Origin of the sequence: Mesorhizobium sp. M7D.F.Ca.US.004.03.1.1 (assembly GCF_003998635.1) — a bacterium.
Classification (GTDB): domain Bacteria; phylum Pseudomonadota; class Alphaproteobacteria; order Rhizobiales; family Rhizobiaceae; genus Mesorhizobium; species Mesorhizobium loti.
In genome coordinates this window covers 1-4,527 of record NZ_RZQG01000491.1, presented here as the reverse complement: position 1 = coordinate 4,527, position 4,527 = coordinate 1, and the positions used below count along the sequence as shown (strand labels likewise).

The window sequence follows — 4,527 nt, the reverse complement described above, 5'->3', positions numbered from 1 at the left end:
GCCCCACCTCCTGCGCAGCATTTCGGTCGGTCTTCCGAAACAGCCGAGCCCAGCGATCTCTGGGGCTATTTCTGGCGTGGCGTGACGCAGAACTATTTCAATTTCGCCGGTCGCGCGCGTCGCAAGGAATATTGGGGCTACTGCCTATTCTGGACGGTTTGCCTGCTGATCATCGGCGGCATCGGCCTGTACACCGATATGGATATGGGCGGTTTCGACAGCGATATCTCGGGCGCGATAACGGTCGGGCTGTGCGGCACTTTCCTGCTGGCGACAATTCTTCCCAGCCTCGGCATGATCGTGCGCCGGCTGCACGACATCGGCCTGTCAGGCTGGCTCTGCCTGCTGATCCTGATCCCGACCATCGGCAGCCTGATCATCCTGGTCTTCGCGCTGATCCCGACGCAGGCCAGGGAAAACCAGTGGGGGCCGGTGCCGGCAGGCGTCAGGGTTTAGTATAGCGTGCATATTGCAATCGATGGCAACCCTGGGTAGTATTCTCATCGCAGCATAGATGGGGGTACGCATGCAGGGCGCGGTGCTTCACTACGACAAGGATCAGGACTACGGCTACATCAATGGAGTTGACGGCAAGCGTTACTTCTTCGTCCTTAACGATGTGACCCAGGGGGCGGCCCTCGTCAGCGGTACCCTCGTCGAATTCCAGCCCGATGACGGCACGGCACACAATATCGTCGCCGTGAATTCGACCACGGCCTCGTCACCTCCCCGCCAGCCCGGCCGTACCGCCGAAAACCAGCCCACTCGTTCCACGGGACTGTGGGCATACTTCCGGAACACGGTGAGCGTGAACTATTTCAATTTCAACGGACGCGCCCGCCGCAAGGAATTCTGGGCCTTTTGGCTATGCTTTAATCTTGTGCTGGTGGCGCTTATTGGCTTCGGGATACTCGTCAATTTGGCCATCAACGGCTTCGGCATCAATGCGGGTAGGACGTCGATCGGATTGCTACCCGCCGCTGTCTTCGTCTTGGCATTCGGCCTGCCATGGATCGCGCTTACGGTGCGGCGTTTGCACGATGTCGGTCTGGGCAGCTGGTTTGTCTTGCTCTGCTTCATTCCGGTTATCGGCGGTGTGGGCTTGCTGGTCTTGGGGCTTGTACCGTCTCAGGTGGGCGAAAACCCCTGGGGGCGGGTACCCGCAGGGGTCAGGATCTAGGGGCAATCGCCTTCAGCGCCTTGCCCGAAAGCCTGAGAAAGACCTTCTGCTCGTGCCGTTCGACGCCGAGCCTCGCGTAAAAACGCAGCGCGCCCTCGTTCCAATCTTCGGTGGTCAGGTCGATACGGCCAATGCCGTGGCTGAGGCAATGATCGGCGAGAAAGCCGATCAGCGCCCGGCCGACGCCGGCGTTGCGGATGTTGTCGAGCACGAACAGGTCCTTGAGGAACAGCAGCCGCTCGAGATCGATACCTGGATGCGCGATCGCCACCGACGCCAAGCCGCTGACCTCGCCGTCGACGAAGGCGAGCGCGAAATGCGGATAGGCCGGGCTTTCCTCGCCAAGCCATTTGCGTGCAGCAAACAGGGTCCGGTCGGCATCGAGAGGCGGCTGCCGGTAATGCTCCGCCATCGCGCACAGTATGGCCGCGAGTGCCGTGGCGTCCTCGATCGTCGCCCAGCGGACGTCGACCGCCATGGGGATCAGCTCAGGAATTTGGCGATGATCGCGTCGCCCATCTGAACCGTACCGACCTCGGTCATGCCATCGGACATGATGTCTTTCGTCCGCAGGCCTGCATCGAGCACGGCAGCGATCGCGCTTTCGACACGGTCGGCTTCATCAACCATGCCGAAGGAATAGCGCAGGCACATGGCGAAGGAGGCGATCATGGCGATCGGGTTGGCAATGCCCTTGCCGGCGATATCGGGCGCCGAGCCGTGTACCGGCTCGTAGAGCGCCTTGCGCTTCTTGGTCTTCACGTCAGGCGCGCCGAGCGAGGCCGACGGCAGCATGCCGATCGAGCCGGTCAGCATGGCGGCAATGTCGGACAGCATGTCGCCGAACAGATTGTCGGTGACGATGACGTCGAACTGTTTTGGCCAGCGCACCAGCTGCATGCCGCCGGCATCGGCCAGCATGTGGTCGAGCTTGACGTCGGAATAGCGCGCCTTGTGGGTCTGGGTGACGACCTCGTTCCACAGCACGCCCGACTTCATCACATTGCGCTTTTCCATCGATGTGACGTGGTTCTTCCGGGTCCGCGCCAGCTCGAAGGCGACGCCGGAAATGCGCTCGATCTCGAACGTGTCATAGACCTGCGTGTCGATGCCGCGCTTCTGGCCGTTGCCCAGATCGATGATCTGCTTGGGCTCGCCGAAATAGACGCCGCCGGTCAGCTCGCGCACGATGAGGATGTCGAGACCCTCGACCACCTCCTGCTTGAGCGAGGAGGACGCCGCCAGCGCCGGATAGCAGATGGCGGGGCGAAGATTGGCAAACAGCTCCATGTCCTTGCGCAGCCGCAGCAGGCCAGCCTCGGGACGCACCTCATACGGCACCGCATCCCATTTCGGACCGCCGACGGCGCCGAACAGCACCGCGTCGGCCGCCATCGCCTTCTCCATGTCGGCATCGGAAATCGCCGCGCCATGCGCGTCATAGGCGCAGCCGCCGACCAGGCCGTCCTCGGTGGTAAAACCGCTGCCGAGCTTGTCGTTCATGGCTGATATCAGTTTCTTGACCTCAGCCATGGCCTCCGGACCGATGCCGTCGCCGGGGAGCAGGAAAAGATGCTTCGTTGCCATGGAGAAACCGTCCCAGAAAGAATGCGTTTCGATTTGGGGTCTTGCTAAACGCCAAGCGCCCGGCGCGCAAGCCTGCACGCCACAACCATGATCACCGATGCGAGAGAATGTTGATCAGCCGGCCGAACGGATCGCGGACATAGAAGCGCCGCACGCCCCAGGGTTCGTCGGCCGGTCCGTATTCGATGGCGAAGCCGGCCGTCTTCATGGCATCGAGCGCTGCATCGACATCATCGACCTCGATCGAGAGAGGCGGCACCGGCGTTCCGGAGCCGCCTTGCGCCATGAAGCTGATCTGGACATCCATCTTTGCTTGCGAGCCGTAGGTTGTGATCCAGCCGAGGTCCATGAGCATGTCGAGGCCGAGCACGTCCTGGTAGAAGCGCTTCGCCGCGGCGACATCCGATGTCTCGATGTTGGCAACGATGCGCTGGACTTTCATCGTCGGCCTGCCTTTTACGCTGTGCGCCGCAGCGCCGTGACTTCGATCTCGATCTTCATTTCCGGTTTGTTGAGCTGGCAGACGATCATCGTCGCCGCCGGTCTGATGTCGCCGAACGTCTCGCCGAGGATCGGGAAGACGATGTCCACGAAGGTCTGATCGGTGATGTAGTAATGCGCCCGCACCACATCGGCCATCTCGAAGCCACCATCATGAAGCGCCTTGCCGATCGTCGCCAGGCAATTGCGTGTCTGCGCCTCGACAGTGTCCGGCATCGTCATCGTCGCATAGTCATAGCCGGTCGTGCCGGAGACGAAGCACCAGTCGCCCTGCACCACGGCACGCGAATAACCGGCGGTCTTTTCGAAGGGGGAACCGGTTGAGATGAGTTTGCGCATATGAGGGGCCTTGCTTGGGTTGTCGGCCAGCATTAGCAGGCGGAACGGCGCGGGTCGTGGGCCAAGCCAGGCGAACTGTTATCCCGGAAGCGAAGCGCGAACCTCCGAGATTGGTTGAAGCATCCCTTCCGTCGTCATCCTCGGGTCTGCGCTCCGCTGCGCGTCGCTCCGCCCATGGATGACGAAAGCGCGGGGGCGCCGCGCAAAGCTAATGCTTTAATTTGCCGACCCCTGCGCCTTGTCCAGCGCTTCCTTGATATCCGCCGGCCATGTCGCCACCGCCGGCCAGGCGTTCGGCTCGCCATTGTCGCCGCGGCGGGCGAAGTAGAGCTTGTGCTTGGCCGGGTCGACCGCCATGAACCCGTCATTGCCGCCGCAGTCATGCGGCACGCAGCCGCTGGCGTAAAAGGCGCCCGATGCGGTCTTTTCCGTGCCGCCGCCGACCAGCAGGCTGGTCGCCATGTCGGGCATGTCCTTGCCGAGCAGCTTTTCAGCTTCCTTGTAGACAGCCTCGTTGTGGAAGGCGTCGATGATGTTCTGGTATTTTTCCGGATCGATGTCTTTCCAGTCCGTGCCGGGTTCCGGCATGTAGGTCAGATTGCCCGAAATCGTCAGCCCGTCGGTCGGCGACCACTGCAAAGCCGGCTTCTGATCCCCCGGCAACAAATAGGGCACGAAATAGATGGCGTTGTCGGACACCGCCGAGGGCGGCGCGCCGCAGTCGTCCTGCTCGACGGTGGTGCTCTGGACGGTGCCGCCTTCCGGCTTCCAGACGATCACTGTCGCCGGCCCGCATTGATTGCCGCCATCGCCGACATCGAACAGCGCCACCTTGACGCCGCCGACTTCCACGATCTTATCGAAGAAGACGTCATAGTTGGTGGCCAGCTGTTTGCCGTCATAGGCAAGCACCTTCTCAC

The 4,527-nt window shown here is 62.0% G+C and carries 7 protein-coding genes; 2 read left to right on the top strand and 5 right to left on the bottom strand.

Features of this window, described 5'->3' with window-relative positions:
• Both EN935_RS23625 and EN935_RS23620 read left to right on the top strand, forming a co-directional pair.
• The coding region (locus EN935_RS23625) for a DUF805 domain-containing protein (RefSeq protein ID WP_164771290.1) at nt 1-456 on the top strand (456 nt) is incomplete at its 5' end.
• A gap of 70 nt (nt 457-526) precedes the next feature.
• Nucleotides 527-1,180: a DUF805 domain-containing protein gene (locus EN935_RS23620; protein WP_127262527.1), complete on the top strand. Its 654-nt coding sequence runs from the start codon at nt 527-529 to the stop codon at nt 1,178-1,180.
• Here EN935_RS23620 and EN935_RS23615 read toward each other — a convergent pair.
• The 5 genes from EN935_RS23615 to EN935_RS23595 form a co-directional block, all read right to left on the bottom strand.
• Complete coding sequence (locus EN935_RS23615; protein WP_127262528.1) at nt 1,170-1,658, bottom strand: GNAT family N-acetyltransferase; 489 nt, start codon at nt 1,656-1,658, stop codon at nt 1,170-1,172. The two genes, EN935_RS23620 and EN935_RS23615, sit on opposite strands and share 11 nt — an antisense overlap.
• Before the next feature lie 5 nt (nt 1,659-1,663).
• Nucleotides 1,664-2,767, bottom strand: coding sequence for a 3-isopropylmalate dehydrogenase (gene leuB / locus EN935_RS23610; RefSeq protein ID WP_109663690.1), 1,104 nt, complete (start codon nt 2,765-2,767; stop codon nt 1,664-1,666).
• Between the two features lie 91 nt (nt 2,768-2,858).
• A complete protein-coding gene (locus EN935_RS23605) occupies nt 2,859-3,209 on the bottom strand; it encodes a VOC family protein (protein WP_127262529.1) in 351 nt (116 codons plus the stop codon).
• A gap of 14 nt (nt 3,210-3,223) precedes the next feature.
• Entirely contained in the window at nt 3,224-3,607 is a 384-nt protein-coding gene (locus EN935_RS23600; RefSeq protein WP_126066947.1) for a RidA family protein, read from the bottom strand.
• A gap of 216 nt (nt 3,608-3,823) precedes the next feature.
• Nucleotides 3,824-4,527 (bottom strand): hypothetical protein (locus EN935_RS23595; protein ID WP_127373656.1); only part of this gene is annotated, 704 nt, incomplete at its 5' end.

Bases quoted from the DNA above. Each gene is read 5' to 3' on its own strand.
- EN935_RS23615 (WP_127262528.1), bottom strand. From the start codon at position 1,658: ATGGCGGTCGACGTCCGCTGGGCGACGATCGAGGACGCCACGGCACTC.
- EN935_RS23620 (WP_127262527.1), top strand. From the start codon at position 527: ATGCAGGGCGCGGTGCTTCACTACGACAAGGATCAGGACTACGGCTAC.
- leuB (WP_109663690.1), bottom strand. From the start codon at position 2,767: ATGGCAACGAAGCATCTTTTCCTGCTCCCCGGCGACGGCATCGGTCCG.
- EN935_RS23605 (WP_127262529.1), bottom strand. From the start codon at position 3,209: ATGAAAGTCCAGCGCATCGTTGCCAACATCGAGACATCGGATGTCGCC.
- EN935_RS23600 (WP_126066947.1), bottom strand. From the start codon at position 3,607: ATGCGCAAACTCATCTCAACCGGTTCCCCCTTCGAAAAGACCGCCGGT.